The sequence below is a fragment of the Pseudomonas sp. CCI1.1 genome (genome assembly GCF_034348165.1).
GTDB lineage: Bacteria > Pseudomonadota > Gammaproteobacteria > Pseudomonadales > Pseudomonadaceae > Aquipseudomonas > Aquipseudomonas paracarnis.
The window spans coordinates 474,789-493,003 of sequence record NZ_CP133780.1; the positions used below are offsets into that span (position 1 = coordinate 474,789).

Consider the following 18,215-nt stretch of genomic DNA (forward strand, 5'->3'; position numbering starts at 1 on the left):
GGTCAGGTGTTTCGAATTCGATGCGTGTGGATCGTTGAAACAAGGCGTGCACGCAGTCACGGATGAAAGGCTTGGACCACAAGGAGTAGAACGTGGATAGAAGACTTGCGACTGCCGCTTTACCTCGTATTTCTGCGCTTTCTCTTGCGATCCGCCTGGGCGTGGCCGGGCTGGTGATGGGGCTGGCGAGCCCGGATGTGTTCGCCGCCTGTAGCCCGGCGAGTCCCACCGCTGGAGCGACGGTGACCTGTACGGGTGTGCCGACATTGCTGCTGATTCCCAACACCTTCAACAGCGCTGTCAACACCCTCACGGTCAACGTCACCGCCGGGACGAAGCTCAATACATTGGTGGGTGGTGTCGCGCTGAGCCTGACGGGCAACAACACGACATTGAACAACGCCGGCACCATTGACCCGGCAGTACTTGGGTTGGTTTCAGCCCTGAGCGGTGGTGTGGTGATCGGCAACTCGACAGCCAATGCGCTGAACATCACCAACGCGGCCACCGGCGTTATTAACGGTACCGGCGCGCTGCTTGGGTTGAACCTGGCCTCGCTGGGCGGCATGGCACTCAATGCCACCAACGGCGTAGGCGGCACCACCACGATTGTCAACGACGGCACCATTGGTTCGTCTTTCTTGCTCGGCCTTTCGCTGCTTTCCTCCGACACCCCGGTGGTGGCGGTACAGGGTGGCGGGCAGGTCAATATGACGAATAACGGCACCCTGACCGGGCGCGTGGCGTTCGAGAGCTCCACTACAGGGAACACGTTCCGCAACACCGGCACTATCTCTGGCGGCGTGTCGATGGGGGCCGCCAGTACCAACACCTTTACGGCAGTCACGGGCTCGCAAGTGACCAACGGCGGCGGCCTCGGCTTAAGCCTTGGCGGACTGATCGGCGTGAACCTGACGTTCGCGCCCACCGGCCAGGTGGACGGCGGCGCAGGCGGCAGCAACTCGCTGATCCTTGAAAACACGACGGGCGTGGGTGGTGGCAGTACAGGCACCGGCACGGCTTCAAGCGCCAACTATGTCAACTTCAACAACCTGGCCATCAATAGTGGCACCTGGACGTTGCAGGGGCCGTTGGTCAGCGGCAGCACTACGCTCAATGGCGGTGTGGCGCAATTCAATAACAACGCGACATTTGGCAGCGGTGTGCTCACGTCCAACGGCGGCGCTATCGAGGCCACCGGCAACGGCCTGACACTGGCCAACCTGATGACCCTGGGTACCGGTGGTTTAACGGTACAGGGCGCCTCGACCGGGCTGAACCTGAGTGGTGTGATCTCGGGCGCCGCGGGTGTGAGCAAAGCGGGTACCGGCGAATTGATCCTCAGTGGCACCAACACCTTCCAGGGTGGTACCACCTTGAACGCCGGCACGCTTACATTGGGCAATGCCGCGGCGCTAGGTACCGGTGCCTTGACCGTTGCGGGTGCGAGTACGTTGCAGAGCAATGCAGCCTTGACCACCAGCAATGCAATCGCCTTGAACGCCAATCTGACCGTGGACGGCGTGAACCCGCTGACCCTTGGCGGGGTTGTCAGCGGTGGTTCCGGGTTGATCAAGGAGGGCGTATCGAGCCTGGCGCTTACGGGCAACAATACTTACACCGGCGCCACGGCCCTCAACGCCGGTTCGCTGGTGGTGGGCTCCAATACTGCGCTCGGCGCCAGTGTGTTGAACGCCTCGGCGGGTACCACGTTGGATGCCAGTGCAGCAGTGAGCCTGGGCAATAACCTCAACCTGGGCGGTAACCTGACCCTTGGCGGCAGCAACGCGCTGACCCTTGGCGGTGTGGTGGCGGGCCTTGGTGGGTTGATCAAGAACGGCCCGGCGGATCTGATCCTCAATCAAGCGAACACTTACCTGGGCAACACGGCGCTCAACAGCGGCAAGCTGGTGATTGGCGCTACCGGTGCCTTGGGTGCGGGTACGTTGAATGCAGCCGCAGGCACGACCCTGGACGCCAGCACCAGTGCCACGCTGACTAACGCGATCAACCTGGCCGGTAACCTTGGAATCGGTGGCAGCGCCAACCTGACCCTGGGCGGCACAGTCAACGGTGCAGGCAGCCTGACCAAGAACGGCACAGCCGGCCTGACACTGAGCGGCAGCAATAACTTCCTGGGTGGCACCACGCTGAATGCCGGCACGCTGACCGTCGGCAGCAACACGGCGCTTGGCCTGGGCAACTTGACCGTCGGCGGCGCCGCCACCCTGGACAGCACCTCGGCGGTGGCGTTGGGCAATGGTATCGCCCTCAACGCCGGGCTGACCGTCGGCGGCACCAATGGGCTGACCCTGGGCGGTGTGGTCAGCGGCGCGGGTGCGCTGATCAAGGATGGCCTGGCCAACCTGACCCTTAACGGCATCAACACGTTCACCGGTGGCACCAGCCTCAACGCCGGTACGTTGACCTTGGGCACGGCAGGCGCATTGGGCGCAGGCCCCTTGACGGTCGGCGGTGCGGCAACCCTGGATAACAGTGCGGCCCTTACCCTGGGCAACGGGATTGCCTTGAATGGCGACCTGACGCTCGCGGGCAACAATGACCTGAACCTCAGCGGCGTGCTCAGCGGCGCCAGTGCGCTGATCAAAAATGGCTTGGCTGACCTGACCTTGAGCGGCGACAACACTTTCACCGGGCCATTGAATATTATCTCCGGCAGCGTCACCACCGGCAGCACCGGTGCATTGGGCAACACCTCTGGCGTCAATGTCAGCACCGGCGCCGCACTGAACCTGGGCGTCGATTCCAGCCTGGCCGGCCTCAGCGGTGCGGGTGGCGTGGCAGTCGGCGGCGGTTTGAATCTCACCGTGGGAGGGGTGAACACCAGCAGTACTTTTGACGGTGACCTCAGCGGCGCGGGCAGCTTGATTAAAGTGGGTACCGGCACGCTCACGCTCAACGGAATCAATGGCATCACGGGTAACACGGCGATCAACGCGGGCACTCTGGATGTCGATGGTTCTCTGGGCAGCGCGTTGGTCAACGTGAACAGCGGCGGCACCCTCACCGGCAGTGGCTCGCTCTTGGGTACGGCGAATATCAATAGCGGCGGGCACCTGGCGCTGGGCAGTGGCACGACCTTGTCGGCCGCTGGCCTGAACATGAGTGCCGGGGCCAGTCTGGATGTGGCGCTTGGCGCACCGTCGCTGACCTCGCTGATGAATGTCGGTGGCAACGTGAATCTGGCCGGCGACCTTAATGTGAGCGATGCCGGTGGCTTTGGCGCTGGTGTGTATCGCTTGATCAACTACACCGGCGGCTTGACCGGCGCATTGGACGTCAACACGGTGCCGCTGGGTTATGGCCTGGGTGATCTGCTGGTACAGACCTCAGTGGGCAGCCAGGTCAACCTGGTGGTAGCGGCGCCGAATATTCGTTTCTGGGACGGCAGCAACATCCTTGCCAACGGCACTGTTGACGGTGGCAGCGGCACCTGGACAGCGGGGGGCACCAACTGGACGTCGGCCGACGGCCTTTCCAACCAGACCTGGGGCGGTGGCTTTGCGGTGTTCCAAGGTGCTGCGGGCACTGTCAGCGTGGATGGCGTACAAACCATCACCGGTCTGCAATTCGTCACCGATGGCTACAGCCTGGTCAATGGCACCGGTGGGCAGTTGAGCACCGGCAGCGGCAACTTCGCCGTGCGCGTCGACCCACTGGCGACTGCCACCCTCGGCGTCGATATCACCGGCGCGGGCATGCTGAACAAACTCGATACCGGCACGCTGGTGCTCAATGGCGCCAACAGCTACACCGGCGGCACCTTGCTCAATGGCGGTACGGTGGTGGTCGGCAGCAACACCGCGCTGGGCACTGGCACGCTGACCGCTGCGGCGGGCACCACCCTGGACAGCAACGCCTCTGTAACCCTGGGCAATGATGCGGTACTCAACGGCAGCCTGACGGTCGGCGGCAGCAACGCATTGGCGCTCAATGGCGCCATCAGCGGCACCGGTGGCCTGGTCAAGAATGGCACGGCAGGCCTGACACTCGGCGGCACCAATACCTTCCTGGGCCCTGTGGCCTTGAACGCAGGCGGGCTGATCCTGGCCAGCAATACGGCGCTGGGCGCGGGCGTGTTGAATGCCGCAGGCGGTACCACCTTGGACGCGAGCACGGCGGTCGCCACCACCAACGCGATCAATCTGGCGGGCAACCTGGGCATCGGCGGCACCGCTGACCTGACCCTCGGCGGCGCAATCAACGGTGCAGGCAGCCTGACCAAGGAGGGCACGGCCAATCTGATCCTCAGCGGCGCCAACGCCTACCTGGGTGGCACCACCCTGAACGCCGGTACGCTGACCTTGGGCAGCGCCACCGCCCTTGGCCTGGGCAACCTCACCGTTGGCGGCGCGGCGACCCTGGATAACACGGCAGCGCTGAGTGTGGGCAATGGCGTCGTGCTTGACGCCAACCTCGCCGTCACCGGCAGCAACGACCTGACCCTGGGTGGCCTGGTCACCGGCACGGCTGGCCTGAGCAAAGACGGCGCGGCCAACCTGACCCTCAATGGCGTCAACACCTTCCAAGGCGGCACCAGCCTCAACGCCGGCACGCTGACCCTGGGCACGGCAGCAGCCCTGGGTACCGGCGCCTTGAACGTAAACGGTGCAGCTACTCTGGCCAACAGCACACCGCTGGTATTGGCCAATGCGGTCAACCTCAACGCTGGGCTGACCGTGGGCGGTCTCAACAACAACCTGACCCTGGCCGGCGTGCTGGCCGGCAGCGGCAGCCTGGTCAAAACCGGCACGGCGGATGTGAGCCTGACCGGTACTAACACCTTCAACGGCCTGTTCGATGTGCAATCAGGCAGCCTCACCACGCTGGGCAACGGAGCACTGGGTGTCGGCGCCGGGGTCAACCTGGCGAGCGGTACTTCCCTCAACCTGGGCGGCAGCGCCAGCCTGGGCGCACTCACGGGTACCGGGCTTGCAACCGTAGGGGCCGGCAGCACCTTGAGCGTCGGCAACAATAATCTGGACAGCACCTTCAACGGCGTCGTGGCAGGCCTCGGTAACCTGGCCAAAGACGGCACAGGCGCCTTGACCCTCGGTGGCCTCAGCGTGGTGACCGGGGACGCCCAGGTCAACGCCGGCAGCTTGCTCGTCAATGGTTCCCTGGCCAGCGCCAACGTGGCGGTGGGCAGTGGTGCCACCCTCGGTGGTACCGGTACTTTGTTGGGCAACGTGAGCATCGCCGACGGCGGCCACCTGGCCGTCAATTCCGGCGCGACCCTGACCACCGGTTCGCTGCTGCTCAATGCCAACGCCAACCTGGATGCGGGCCTCGGCGCGCCCGCGACGGGCGGCACCGCGCTGGTGCAGGTCAACGGCAACCTGACCCTGGACGGTACCCTCAACGTCACCGATATCGGCGGCTTCGGTGCGGGTATCTACCGCCTGATCGATTACACCGGTGGCCTGACCAACAACGGCCTGCTATTGGGCAGCCTGCCGGTGAACATTCCGGCCAGCGACTTGGACCTGCAAACCGCGATCGGCAACCAGATCAACCTGCTGGTCAACGGCAGCACCAACGTGCAGTTCTGGGACGGCAGTCAAACCACGGGCAATGGCACCATCGAAGGCGGCAGCGGCACCTGGAGTGCAGGCGGCAGCCAATGGACCGGCGTCAATGGTGCATTCAATACAGCCTGGACGCCCAACAGCTTTGCCGTGTTCCAAGGCACGGCGGGCACCGTCACGGTTGACGGCGCGCAAGCCATCACTGGTTTGCAGTTCGTCACCGATGGCTACAACCTGGCCGGCGGGGCAGCGGGCGCCCTGACCCTGTTCAATGGCGTGGGCGGCAACACCGCCGTACGTGTCGATCCCGGCGTCACTGCCACCTTGGGCGTGGCGCTTAACGGAGGCGGCACCCTGGCCAAGCTCGACACCGGCACCCTGGTGCTCAACGGCGCCAACAGCTACACCGGCGGCACTGCCCTGGATGGCGGCACCCTGGTGGTCGGCAATAACAGTGCCCTGGGCAGCGGCCTCTTGACCACCGCCAACGGCACCACCCTGGACAGCAACACCGCGGTCAGCCTGGCCAATGCACTCAACGTCAACGGCAGCCTCACCCTCGGCGGCAGCAATGCCCTGACCCTGGCCGGCACGGTGGCGGGCACGGGCAGCCTGATCAAGAATGGCATCGCCAACCTGACCCTCAGTGGCAACAACACCTATGCTGGCCCAACCGCACTCAACGCAGGCGGCCTGATCCTGGCCTCCAATTCGGCCCTGGGCAGTGGTGCCCTGAACGCGGCCGCCGGCACCACCCTCGACAGCAGCACGGCGGTCGCCCTGGCCAACACGGTGAATCTGGCCGGCAACCTGGGCATTCTGGGCACCGCCGACCTGAGCCTGAACGGCTTGGTCAGCGGTAGCGGTGGGCTGACCAAAACCGGTGCGGGCAACCTGACGCTCAACGGTGCCAATGCCTACCTGGGTGGCACGCAATTGAATGCCGGTTCCTTGACCCTAGGCAATGCGTCAGCCCTGGGCAGCGGTGCCTTGGCGGTCAATGGGGCAACCACCCTGGACACCAACACGGCGTTGGCCCTGGCCAATAACACCAGCCTGAACGCCGCGCTCACCGTCGGCGGCAGCAACGATCTGAGCCTCAACGGTGTAGTGGACGGCAGTGGTTCGTTGACCAAGGCCGGTGGCGCCAACCTGACCCTCAACGGCACCAATACCTACAGCGGCGGCACGGCCCTCAATGCCGGCACGCTGACCGTCGGCAGCACCACGGCCCTGGGCTCGGGCGCATTGACCGTCGGCGGTACGGCGACCCTGGCCAACAGCACGCCGTTGGTGTTGGCCAATGCGGTCAACCTCAATGGCGACCTCACTGTCGCAGGCAGCAACAACCTGACCCTGGCCGGTGTACTCGCTGGCAATGCAGCGCTGATCAAGAATGGCGCGGCGGACCTGCTGCTGACCGGCAACAACAGCTTCAGCGGCCCACTCACCGTGGCGGCGGGCAGCGTGACCACGACGGGTAATGGTGCGCTAGGCACCACCTCCGGCGTCACTGTCGGCAGCGGCGCCAGCCTCAACCTGGGTGGCAACGCCAACCTCAACAGCCTGGCCGGCAACGGCGTGGTACAGGTGGCTGGCGGCAACACGCTGGCGGTGGGTGGCAGCAACCTGGATAACAGCTTTGGCGGTGCGCTCAACGGTGCCGGCAACCTGGATAAAAACGGCAGCGGGGTGCTCAACCTGAGCGGCACCAATGCCATCAGCGGTGCGGCCAACGTCAACGGCGGCACCTTGAATGTCACCGGTTCCCTGGCCAGCGGCACAGTGGCGGTGAACAGCGGCGCAACCCTGGCCGGCATCGGCTCATTGGCCGGCGCGGTGACCGTGGCCGACGGTGGGCACATCGGCTTGGCCACCGGCAGCACGCTGTCGGTGGGCTCGTTGGTGCTGGGTGGCAACTCGAACCTGGATGTCGGTCTCGGCACTCCGGTGCTGGGTGGCGGCACAGGCCTGCTGAATGTCGGCGGCAATCTGACCCTGGACGGCAACCTCAATGTCACTGATATCGGCGGCTTTGGCAGCGGCGTCTACAACCTTATCAACTACACCGGGGCCTTGACCGATAACGGCCTGGCTCTTGGCACACTGCCAGGCAGCGTGGTGCCGGGCGACCTGCAAGTGCAGACCGCGATCACCAACAAGGTCAACCTGCTGGTGACTGCGCCCAACACCACCGTGCAGTTCTGGGATGGCAACAGCCTGATCGGCAACGGTGCGATTGACGGCGGCAACGGCACCTGGAACGCCGGCAATACCAACTGGACCAATGTCGACGGCACCCTCAACCAAGGCTGGGCCAACAGCTTCGCGGTGTTCCAAGGCGCGGCGGGCAACGTGACGGTGGACGGTACGCAAAACATCACCGGCATGCAGTTCGTCACTGATGGCTACACCCTGGGCTCCGGCACGGCGGGCGTGCTCAACCTGGTCAATGGCGGCACCGGCAACACCGCGGTACGCGTCGACCCCAACGCCACCGCGACCCTGGGCGTGACCCTCAACGGCGCTGGCACCCTGGCCAAGCTCGACAGCGGCACCCTGGTACTCAACGGCAATAATGGCTACACCGGCGGTACCGCGCTCAATGGCGGCACCCTGGTGGTGGGTAATAACAGTGCCCTGGGCACAGGCGCTCTGACGGCGGCCGGTGGTACTACCCTGGACAGCAACGCGGCGGTCAGCCTGGCCAATGCGGCCGTGCTCAACGGTGCCTTGGCGGTGGCAGGCAGCAACGCGCTGACCCTTGATGGGGTTGTCAGCGGCAGCGGCAGCCTGGTGAAAAACGGTGCGGCAGCGCTGACGCTCAATGGCGTCAACAGCTACAGCGGCGGCACTGGCCTGAACGCCGGTCAATTGATCCTTGGCAATAATGCTGCCCTGGGCAGTGGTGCCTTGACGGTCGGCGGCGCGGCGCAACTGGATGGCAGCACCGACCTGCAACTGGCCAATACCCTCAACCTGGGTGGCGCGCTGACCCTGGCCGGCAGCCACGACCTAGCCCTCAACGGCGTGGTCAGCGGCAGCGGCGGCCTGGTGAAAAATGGCAACGGCGACTTGTTGCTGACCGCGGCCAACACCTACAGCGGCGGTACCACGCTCAACGGCGGCAGCACCACGGGCAACACCACCAGCCTGCAAGGCGCTATCGCCAACAACGCGGCGTTGACCTTTGAGCAAGCCATCGACGGCACCTACACCGGCAACCTCACCGGTACCGGTGTGTTGAACAAAACCGGCACCGGCGCGTTGTTGCTCAGCGGCAACAACACCTTTACCGGCAACACCAACGTCAACACCGGCAGCCTGCTGGTCAACGGCACCTTGAACAGCGCCGCAGTGCAAGTCGCCAGCGGCGCGACCCTCGGCGGCAGCGGTACCCTGGGCGGTGCGGTGAACATGGCTGACGGCTCGGTGCTCCAGGCCGGTGCCGCGACGCCGCTGTCGGTGGGTTCGCTGGCCTTGTCATCGGGCACCACCCTGGACTTCGCCCTCGGTGCGCCGGGTGCCTCCAGTACAGCGGTGAACGTGGCGGGCAACCTGACCCTGGACGGCACCCTCAACGTCAGCGATACCGGCGGCTTCGGTGTCGGCGTGTACCAGCTGTTCCGCTACGGCGGCAGCTTGACCGATAACGGCCTCACCTTTGGCACCTTGCCGGTGGCACTGGGTAACCTGAGCCTGCAAACGGCGCTGGCCAACCAGCTCAACCTGGTGGTGCAAACCACCCCAGGGCAGATCCAGTTCTGGAACGGCGGCACCACCAACCCCGATGGCAGCATCACCGGCGGCAGTGGTACCTGGGGCCCAGGCACCAACTGGACCGACCCCACCGGCACTCAAGGGCAGGCGTCCACCAATCAGTTCGCGGTATTTGGCGGGCAGGGCGGCACCGTGACCGTAGTTGGCAACCAAGGCTTCACTGGACTGCAAGTGCTGGACGCCGGCTACACGCTGGTCGCCGGCGCAGGCGGTAGCTTGAGCCCGACCAATGCGGCCGATGGCAGCCTGGCGCCAGTGCGCGTCAATTCCGGCGTGACCGCTCAGATTGATGCACCGCTGGTGGGAACCGGCGGCATCAACAAGCTGGATGCGGGCACCTTGCTGCTGACTGGCGCCAATACCTACACCGGCGGCACCACCGTCAGTGGCGGTACGCTGGCGGGCACCACCACCAGCCTGCGTGGCAGGATCCTCAACAACGCGCGGTTGTTGTTTACCCAGCGCACCAATGGCCAGTTCAGCGGCACCTTGAGCGGCACCGGTGCGCTGATCAAGCAAGGCGCAGGCGCGCTGTTGCTGACCGGCAACCAGCCGTTCAGTGGCACCGTGGCGGTGGAAGAGGGCGTGTTGCAAGTGGGTAACGCGGCCAACCCAGGCGCGGTGCTTGGCGGCCAAGTCACTGTGGCCAACGGTGCGGGGCTGACCGGTAACGGCAGTGTCGGTTCGCTGGTCAACAACGGCTCGGTGACGCCCGACGGTGGCAAGCTGACCGTTGCCGGCAACTTCACCAACGCCAGCACCGGTGCGCTGAACCTGGTGATCACCCCATCCACCACCGGCTCCCTGGCCGTGGGCGGCACCGCCAACCTGGGCGGCACCTTGAATGTGGTCAACCTGGCACCCTATGCCGGCGCCACCACCTACACCCTGCTGACGGCGGGCGCGGTCAACGGCACCTTTGCCACCACCAACCTGGAGAACCTGGCATTCCTCACTACCGCGTTGAACTACAGCCCAACCCAAGTGGCCCTGGCGGTCAGCCGCAACGACGTCAGCTACGCCAGCGTGGCGGCCACCGGTAACCAGCGCGGCGTAGCGGCGGCGTTGGGCACAGGCACCGCAGTCGGTGGCGCAGCGGTGCAAAATGCACTGCTTAACGGTGATGCAGGGGCGGCACGTGCGGCCTTCGACAGCTTGTCCGGCGAAATCCACGCCAGCACCGCCAGCGCCATGCTTGAAGACTCGCGTTACGTGCGTGATGCGGTCAACGAGCGCCTGCGCCAACCCGGTTGCTACCGCGAGGACGACCCGCGCAATGCCCTGGCACCCAGCGAAAACCACCTGAGCAGCGCCGGTTGCCACGGCGAGATGGTCGGCTGGATGCGCGTGCTCGGCACCTGGGGCCACATGGGCGGTGACAGCAACAGCGCCAAGCTGGACCGCAACCTCAGCGGCTTCCTGCTCGGTACCGACAAGCAAGTGGACGACGCCTGGCGCGTGGGCGTGGCCGCCGGCTATACCCGCAGCGACCTGGACGCCAAGCGCCGCAACTCGAGCGCCGATGTGGACAGCTACCACCTGATGGCCTACACCGCCTACCAGCAAGAAGCCTTCGCCGCACGCATGGGCGTGGCGTACAGCTGGCATGACGTTGAAAGCAAACGCAACGTGGCCGTCGGTGGCGAAGGCCAACGCCTCAAAGCCGATTACAAGGCACGCAGTGCGCAGGTGTTCGGTGAAGTCGGCTACACCATTCAAACCCCTACCGTGGCCCTGGAACCGTTCGCCGGCCTGGCCTACGTCAACTATGACAGCGACACCATCAAGGAAAAAGGCGGCTCGGCAGCCCTGCGTGGCGATGCCGACCAGGACATCACCTACTCGACCTTGGGCGTGCGCATTGGCCAGACCATCACCCTGGGCAACGGCTCGAAAATCACCCCACGGGGCAGCATCGGCTGGCGCCATGCCTTCGGTGACACCAAGCCCGACGCCGACCTGAGCTTTATCAATGGCGGTGGCTCGTTCAGCACCCAGGGCGTGCCGATTGCCAAGGACAGCGCGGTGGTGGAAGCGGGCCTGGATTACCAGATCAGCCAGAACGGCAGACTGGGCCTGGGCTATTCCGGCCAACTCTCGCGCAACGACAAGGACCACGCCGTGACGGTGAGTTTCTCCCTCGGTTTCTGATCAAGGCCGAGTTTTTTTGAACCGCCCGCAAGGGCGGTTTTTTTTGGTGCGCCAGGCATGGCGCGTTGCGCGCAAGCGCAACCAGCTTGGCTGTGGTGGCCACGCTGGTGACTGGGAGGTGAAAGTCCTCTACACACCCGGCAAGGGGAAGTGTTAGCCAGAGGCAAGGGTGTCGCGGGTGACTGCGAATCTGAAGGAAGCCCGAGGCAAAATGCTGGCCTGACGAACAGGAAGCGGATAGAGGCGGCGCAGCGGGGTAAGAAGGCCAAAATCTTCAAAGCCCAATACTTGCACGGAACGCTGTGACGTAGATCCGACAGGCATAAGCAGGAAGGTCGCGCGAATTACCCTGGGAGATCTGCACGTTTGCCAGTGTGCTACCGAGCGTCGAGAGGCGATGGGATGAGCGTGCAGAAGTCAGCCGAAGCCGTAGTAAGTGGCGAATAACCGCGCCACCAAGGGCCGAACAGGTTATGCCGCCAGTAGGCGTCAGAGTCTCGTTGAATACCGAAATGCAGAAATTTCTCCAAGAGAAGACTGTGACTCCGAGTCCCGGACAGAATCCGAGGATGACGGCTGACAGCGCAAAGGTATCGACGGCATCTGTGACGTGGACGAACGCGGAGCCGGACACGCTGATGGCGCGGGTGCTTGCACCGGCCAACCTCAGACGTGCGTATCAGCGCGTGGTCAGCAACAAGGGCGCGCCGGGTGCCGATGGCATGACGGTCGACGACTTGGCGGACTACGTGAATCAGTATTGGCCGATCCTCCAGAGGAGGTTGCTGGCCGGCGAATACCACCCGCAAGGTGTACGCGCCGTCGACATCCCCAAACCCAAAGGCGGCACCCGACAACTGGGCATTCCCTGCGTCGTGGATCGCCTGATCCAACAGGCACTGCTGCAACAGCTCACGCCGATCTTCGACCCGCTGTTTTCGGATTACAGCTACGGCTTCCGTCCGGGCAGAAGCGCCCACCAAGCCATCGAGACAGCCCGCGCCCATGTGGCGGCAGGGCATCGCTGGTGCGTGGAACTCGATCTTGAGAAATTCTTTGACCGGGTCAACCACGATCTCCTGATGGCGTACGTGGCGCGCCAAATCGTAGATAAACGCGTGCTCAGACTGATCCGGCGGTACCTCCAAGCCGGTGAGATGTCGGGTGGGATCGCCAGCCGACGGCAGGAAGGGACGCCGCAAGGCGGCCCGCTCTCGCCGTTGCTGTCGAACATCCTGCTCAACGAACTCGACCGCGAGCTGGAACGGCGGGGTCATCGCTTCGTGCGTTATGCCGACGATGCGAACATCTATGTGCGCAGCCCTCGTGCTGGCGAACGAGTGATGGCCAGTGTTGAGCGCTTCCTGAATCAGCGCCTGAAACTAACGCTGAATCGGGATAAGAGCCGAGTAGCCGGGTCTTGGATGTGTGATTACTTGGGTTACGGGATGAGCTGGCATCAGCAACCGAGACTGAGAGTGGCGACGATGAGCCTGGGTCGCTTGCGCGACCGGCTCAGAGAGCTGCTACGTAAAGCGCGGGGCCACAAGGTGGCGACTGTCATCGAGCGGATAAACCCCGTGCTGCGCGGATGGGCGGGCTACTTCAAGCTGAGCCAGAGCAGACGGCCACTTGAGGAATTGGACGGCTGGGTGCGTCACAAGCTTCGCTGTATCGTCTGGCGTCAATGGAAGCGGCCCTCTACGAGGGCGCGCAACTTGATACGCTTGGGACTTAATGCGGCGCGGGCGTGGAAATCGGCAGTCAATGGCCGAGGCCCATGGTGGAACTCGGGAGCGCCCCATATGAATCAGGCGTTGCCGAAGAAGCTGTGGGACCGCCTCGGGCTGGTCTCGATACTGGATACGATAAACCGACTTAACCGTATAACCTGAACCGCCGTATACGGAACCGTACGTACGGTGGTGTGAGAGGACGGCGGATGTGAATCCGCCTCCTACTCGATCTGAAAGCTGGGCTTGCTCGAATACCCCGTGTAGAAGCGAGCGTGCTCCCACAGTTTGATTGGCGTGAGCTCAGAAACGGGTGCCGTCTTCGGTCGAGTACATCCACCGCAACAACGAATGCCGCCCGCTGATCCCCAACTTGATCGCCGCACGCTTGAGGTAGCTCTCGATGGTGTTGACCTTCAACGCCAGTTGTTCGGCCAACTCCGGCGCGGTGCGCCCGGCCAGCAGGCCTACGCACACTTGCAGTTCACGGTTGGACAGGGTCAGCCCCGATTGCACCAGGCGCTCCTGAATGCGTCGGTGCAAGGTGTCGATGCCCTGATGTTGGGGCACTGCGCACGGGCTGTCTGGGAGCGATGGCTGCAGCGCGGTGATGTGTTTTTCCACCATGGGCAGCAACAGCGCGGAGAAGTCTTGGAGCATGCTGCGTTCTTGCGCGGAAAAGCTGTCGGACGGGTGCGAGCGATACACCGACAGTACATAGCGCACATCGTCCTTGCGGCCCGTGAGGTGCAGTTGTGCGGCGAGTTGCTCGCTGCCCAAGGCCGCCACCGAATCGGTGTACACCGGGCTGATCTTGCGGCGGCCAAGGCCTTCGCGGCTGACGTGCAATTGGGTGATATGGGTGGCGTCCACTGCCAGTTGGGTGAGGATCAGGTCATGCAGCATGCGTGGAAAATGGCGGCTGCCGGTGCTGGCGATGACCTTGCCTATCTGTGGGAACAGGTGTGAGTTCATCAATTCGTCCGTGAGTTTCGTGCAGGTATTCGGTCTTATAGCGACGGGGGTTAAGAAGGTAACGAATGTGAATAACCTGCAGTGATAGTGCGTCCCGCTGCAGACATGCTAGTACAGGCTGGCTAAAGGAGGGGGATCCAATCTGCGAAAAAAAAGCATTAAACATGTAGAACGGCAGTCGGATCCTTCCGACCGCCGCCCAGGCACCGCAAAACGTACGGCTTGATGCGCTATTTCATCGCATAAACCGCTGTGGGGGCTGGCCGCAGGTTGGCACCGCTGCACTTGGCCAGGGCCTGTTGGATATCCGTCAGCAGGTCGGCAACGTCTTCAAGCCCCACCGACAAACGCACCAGGCCCTCGCTGATACCGTGCTGCGCAAGTTGCTCGGGGGTGTAGGTGGAGTGGGTCATGCTCGCCGGGTGTTGGGCCAGTGATTCGGCATCTCCCAGGCTGACCGCACGGGTGAACAGTTGCAGTGCGTTCATAAAGCGCCGGCCCGTCTCGATCCCACCCTTGAGTTCAAAGGCAATCATGCCGCCGGGCAGTTTCATTTGCCGGGTCGCCAGTTCGTACTGGGGGAAGGAACGCAGCCCGGGGTAGATCACACTCTCCACGGCCGGGTGCGCCTGCAAGGCTTCGGCCAGCGCCTGGGCATTGCTGCAATGACGGTCCATGCGCAGGGCCAGGGTCTTGAGGCCGCGCATCAGCAACGACGCGTCCTGGGGTGACATCACTGCGCCGGTCAGGTCCTTGAGCCCTTGCAGGCGGATGCGCTGTGCCAGCGCCTGGTTGCTCACCGCAACACCTGCGGTGATGTCGCCGTGGCCGCTGAGGTATTTGGTGGCCGAGTGCACCACCACATCGGCACCCAGTTCCAGGGGGCGTTGCAGATAGGGCGTGCAATAAGTGTTATCGACCACCACGGTGACATTCGGCTGTTGATGGGCCAACTCGGCCACGGCGGCGATGTCGATCAGGCGCAGGTTGGGGTTGGCCGGCGTCTCGCAGTAGAGCATGCGCGTGGCCGGGGAGAATGCTGCTTGCAGGGCGGCCAGGTCGGTCAGGTCGACATGCCGCACCTTGATACCGAATTCGCCCAGGCCATGGTGCAACAGGGCGAAGGTACAGCCATAGAGGGTCTGGCTGACGATGATCTCGTCGCCCGGGCGCAACAGGGTCCAGAACGTTGCGGCAATCGCGCCCATGCCGGAGCTGAATGCTACGGCGGCCTCGCCGTTTTCCAGGCTGGCCATGCGTGACTCCAGCAGGGCCAGGGTGGGGTTGGAAATGCGCGTATAGAAGTGGCCGCTGGCTTCGCCGGCAAAGCAGGCGGCGCCGTATTCGACGGTGGGGAAGGCGAAGGTGGCAGACAAGTAGATGGGCGGAACGAGGGCGCCGTGATGGTCAACAGGGTCATAGCCATGGTGAATGGCACGGGTGCAAAAGCCGAAGCTGGTGTGTTGAGTGTGCATGTCGGGCGCTCCTTATTTCCTACAATGCTATGCTCATAACCACAGATGAACTTTGCGAAAAAGCCTGCAAAAACCCGCGTTTGTGGATCAAACATCGATAAAAATAATGATTAGAGGCACGTTATGCCCATCAAGCTGGACCGTACGGACAAAGCCCTTTTAAACGCGTTGCAAGGCAACGCCCGCCTGACCGTGGCCGAGTTGGCAGAGCGGGTGGCCCTCACCACCTCACCGTGCTGGCGCCGGGTGCGCACCCTGGAGGAGAGCGGGGTGATCAGTGGCTACCAGGCGATCCTTTCTCCCAAGGCGCTGGGTTATGGGGTGACCGCGTTTGTCAGCATCATGATGGAAAGCCACACCCAGGAAATCGCCCGCGCGTTCGAGCAGCGCCTGTTGGCGATTCCGGAGATTGTGGCGTGCCATAACGTCTCGGGGCGCTATGACTTTTTGCTGGAAGTGGTGGCCAAAGACCTGGAATCGTTTGGCGAGTTTGCCCGCGAGGTTTTGCAGACGTTGCCCTGCGTCAAGGAGATCTATTCGAGCTTTTCCTACAAGTCGGTGCGGCCGTTGCGGGTGATTCCGTTGCCGGGTTGACGGGAGGCTTACGGCGCGAGCCGATGCGTATCCACCCGACGCCCCGCGATCCAACTGTGGGAGCTGGCTTGCCTGCGATGGCGGCCTGCCAGCCGACACCTATCTACCTGACGCCCCGCGATCAATTTGTGGGAGCTGGCTTGCCTGCGAAGGCGGCCTGACAGCCGACGCAGTTATACCGAGTACATATCCATTCCTGCGGTAACGGCCACCTAGGGGTCCGCCCTTACGGCGGGTCACTTTGGAAAAGCCCCAAAGTAACCAAAGGGCTCTTGCCCCACCACTCGGCACCTCGCTTAGGCTCGGTGTGCCCGTAATCCGCCAGTGATTTGGGGGGCCGCCGCCACGCGCCATCCATGGCGCGGGGCGGCTAAACCGGCATCCCTGCCGGTTTAGCCCCCAAATCCCTGTCGAATTCCGGCCAGCGTGGTTTAACGGGGCGCCTGAGATCAAAATCAGAGCAAGAGCAAGAGCTACTCGCTTCGCATCGTGGTTACGTTGGGCCGCTTTTGCTTTTGTGTGCCACCCCATGCAACAACAGCGCCTCAAATACCCGCTGCACCCGTGGCTCATCACTGTGGGCCACATTGAAGCGCATCGAGTCGCGATGGGCCGGGTCATAGCCAAACAGCGCACCGGGCGCCAGCACCATGCTGCGTTTCAGGGCTTGCTGAGCCAGGAGTTCGCCGTTCACGCCAGGCGGCAGGCGTGCCCAGATGAACATCCCGCCTTCATACGCCATCGGCAGTTCGCACCCGCAGCGCTTGAGCCATTGTTCGACGCGCCCTCCGGCCTCCATCAGGCGTTGCACCATGCGCTTGCGATGCTTGGCATAGCTGCCTTCGCTGAGCATACGGTAGACGATTTGTTCGAACAGTTCGGAGGTGACGCCGCCGCTCATCAATTTCATATTGGTGAGGTTGGCGGCCAGTTGCGGCGCGGCCACGACGTAGCTGACGCGGGTGTTGGCGCTGAGGCTCTTGGAGAACCCCGACAAGTAGGTGACCTGCTCCAGCCCGGCGACGGCGGCCAGGCGTGGAGGAGGGTTGGGATGCAGGTCGCCATAAAGATCATCCTCGACGATATGGCAGTGATAGTGCTGGGTCAGTTGCAGCAGCCGAAACGCCTGGCTGGGGCTGAAGGAATGCCCGGTGGGGTTATGCAGAACGCTAGTGGTCAGGTAAAGGCTGGGGCGGTGTTCGGCCAGCAACTGTTCGAGGGCCGCGAAATCGAACCCATCGGGGCGGCGCTCAATGGTAACGACCTTGACCCCATGCAGCGCCAGGTTGGCGTGGAAGTTGAAATAGCACGGCGCGTCGAGCAACACCGTGTCGCCGGGGCGTGCAAGCAGGCGCATGAGCATGTCCAGGCCCTGCACGGTGTTGGGGGTTGTGATGATTTGCTCCACCGGCACCGACAAGCCTTCGCCATGCAGTTTCTGTTGCAGCGCCTGGCGCAACGGCAACAGCCCCGCCGGCGTGCCCAGCCCGGCGATGCGCAGCGACGGCGCACGCACCACGCTGCGCATGGCCTGGCGGATCGCTTCGCCATTGAGCCAGTCCTCCGGCAGGTGCCCGCCACCGGGCCGCAGTTCGCCACTGGCGGTGGCCAAGGGCCGGCGCAATACGCTGAGCAGGTCTTGGGGCAGTAGATCGACCCAGGTCGCCGAAGCAGGGCGTGTGCTGTCCATCGCCACGAAGTAGCCGCGGCCCTGGCTCGAGGTCAGCAGGTGGCGACCGCGCAGGCGGTCCAGAGCCTCATTGAGGGTGAACTTGCTGACGCCGAGGATCTGGGTCAGCTCACGCACGGATGGCAGTTTGCTGCCCGGTGCCCATTCGCCATTTTCGATGGCGTGGCTGAACGCCTCGACGATCTGCTGGACCTTGGGCGTGCCTTCTACGAAAGCGATGGCGGATACAAACATGACGCGTCCTTGTGTTTGCAGGTGATTTTACCGG

General features: G+C 63.7%; 6 protein-coding genes. 3 read left to right on the plus strand and 3 right to left on the minus strand.

All coding sequences use genetic code 11. The annotated features are described in order from the left end of the window. The first annotated feature begins 92 nt into the window (after positions 1-92). Together RHM69_RS02195 and ltrA are read left to right on the plus strand one after the other, a co-directional pair. Positions 93-11,480: an autotransporter-associated beta strand repeat-containing protein gene (locus RHM69_RS02195; RefSeq protein WP_200600138.1), complete on the plus strand. Its 11,388-nt coding sequence runs from the start codon at positions 93-95 to the stop codon at positions 11,478-11,480. A 473-nt stretch (positions 11,481-11,953) separates the two neighbouring features. Continuing rightward, a complete protein-coding gene (gene ltrA, locus RHM69_RS02200; RefSeq protein WP_011805433.1) occupies positions 11,954-13,375 on the plus strand; it encodes a group II intron reverse transcriptase/maturase in 1,422 nt (473 codons plus the stop codon). A gap of 141 nt (positions 13,376-13,516) precedes the next feature. On the opposite strand, the gene RHM69_RS02205 is transcribed toward ltrA, so the two are convergent. Further along, positions 13,517-14,188 carry a helix-turn-helix domain-containing protein gene (locus RHM69_RS02205; RefSeq protein WP_072435738.1) on the minus strand — a complete coding sequence of 224 codons (672 nt, stop codon included), beginning with the start codon at positions 14,186-14,188 and terminating at the stop codon, positions 13,517-13,519. Positions 14,189-14,418: 230 nt separating this feature from the next. Then, positions 14,419-15,663, minus strand: coding sequence for a methionine gamma-lyase (locus tag RHM69_RS02210; protein ID WP_106111773.1), 1,245 nt, complete (start codon positions 15,661-15,663; stop codon positions 14,419-14,421). 123 nt (positions 15,664-15,786) lie between these two features. Here RHM69_RS02210 and RHM69_RS02215 point away from each other — a divergent pair, with 123 nt between their 5' ends. Next, the gene (locus RHM69_RS02215; protein WP_014718112.1) at positions 15,787-16,257 is read left to right on the plus strand and encodes an Lrp/AsnC family transcriptional regulator; all 471 of its coding nucleotides are present in this window, start codon (positions 15,787-15,789) and stop codon (positions 16,255-16,257) included. Positions 16,258-16,750: 493 nt separating this feature from the next. Here RHM69_RS02215 and RHM69_RS02220 read toward each other — a convergent pair whose 3' ends face one another. Continuing rightward, positions 16,751-18,181: a PLP-dependent aminotransferase family protein gene (locus RHM69_RS02220; RefSeq protein WP_019817295.1), complete on the minus strand. Its 1,431-nt coding sequence runs from the start codon at positions 18,179-18,181 to the stop codon at positions 16,751-16,753. Between the last annotated feature and the right edge of the window lie 34 nt (positions 18,182-18,215).

Bases quoted from the DNA above. Each gene is read 5' to 3' on its own strand.
- RHM69_RS02205 (WP_072435738.1), bottom strand. From the start codon at position 14,188: ATGAACTCACACCTGTTCCCACAGATAGGCAAGGTCATCGCCAGCACC.
- ltrA (WP_011805433.1), top strand. From the start codon at position 11,954: ATGCCGCCAGTAGGCGTCAGAGTCTCGTTGAATACCGAAATGCAGAAA.
- RHM69_RS02215 (WP_014718112.1), top strand. From the start codon at position 15,787: ATGCCCATCAAGCTGGACCGTACGGACAAAGCCCTTTTAAACGCGTTG.
- RHM69_RS02220 (WP_019817295.1), bottom strand. From the start codon at position 18,181: ATGTTTGTATCCGCCATCGCTTTCGTAGAAGGCACGCCCAAGGTCCAG.
- RHM69_RS02210 (WP_106111773.1), bottom strand. From the start codon at position 15,663: ATGCACACTCAACACACCAGCTTCGGCTTTTGCACCCGTGCCATTCAC.